Annotated in this window: 1 pseudogene; it reads right to left on the bottom strand. The window is 62.3% G+C overall.

The annotated features are described in order from the left end of the window. Positions 1 to 45 precede the first annotated feature (45 nt). Positions 46 to 420: pseudogene (locus QVO51_RS10980) on the bottom strand (GTPase HflX); the annotation flags it as partial. Positions 421 to 477 lie beyond the last annotated feature (57 nt).

Here is a 477-nt window from a genome sequence, read left to right as displayed (position 1 = left end):
ACCCATGCCTGCCAGCCGGGGCAGCCGGTACCGCTGCTGGGCAAGCTCCACCTGGAGCCGTCCCTCATGGGTGGTGGCACGCTGGGCGAAAATGTCCAGGATCAGCATGGTACGGTCAATGGTATGCACGCCGCAGGCATCCTCAATGTTCCGGATCTGGGTGGCGGTCAGCTCATGGTCAAAAATGATCTGGTCGATGTCCCCGGACTGGCACAGCTGCGCCATTTCCTCCAGCCGTCCCGGGCCGATGCAGGTGGCGCTGTCAAAGGCGGGACGCTTCTGGACGATCCGGGCGGCAGTGTCCGCTCCGGCAGTGTCCGCCAGTTCCTCCAGCTCATCCAGGGACTGCTCTGCGTCATACTCTCCCGTATCCACCGCTGCCAGCAGCACCCGGGGACGTTTTGCTTCCGTTTCGATCATGAATCAGTCTCCTTCGGTAATGATGGCTTCCAGCGCCAGCTCCATCATGGCGGGAAA

The organism is Ruminococcus sp. CAG:379 (genome assembly GCF_000434255.1).
GTDB lineage: Bacteria > Bacillota > Clostridia > Oscillospirales > Ruminococcaceae > Ruminococcus_F > Ruminococcus_F champanellensis.
Note: the sequence above shows the minus strand (reverse complement) of the source record. Positions and strands in the feature narration are given on the sequence as shown.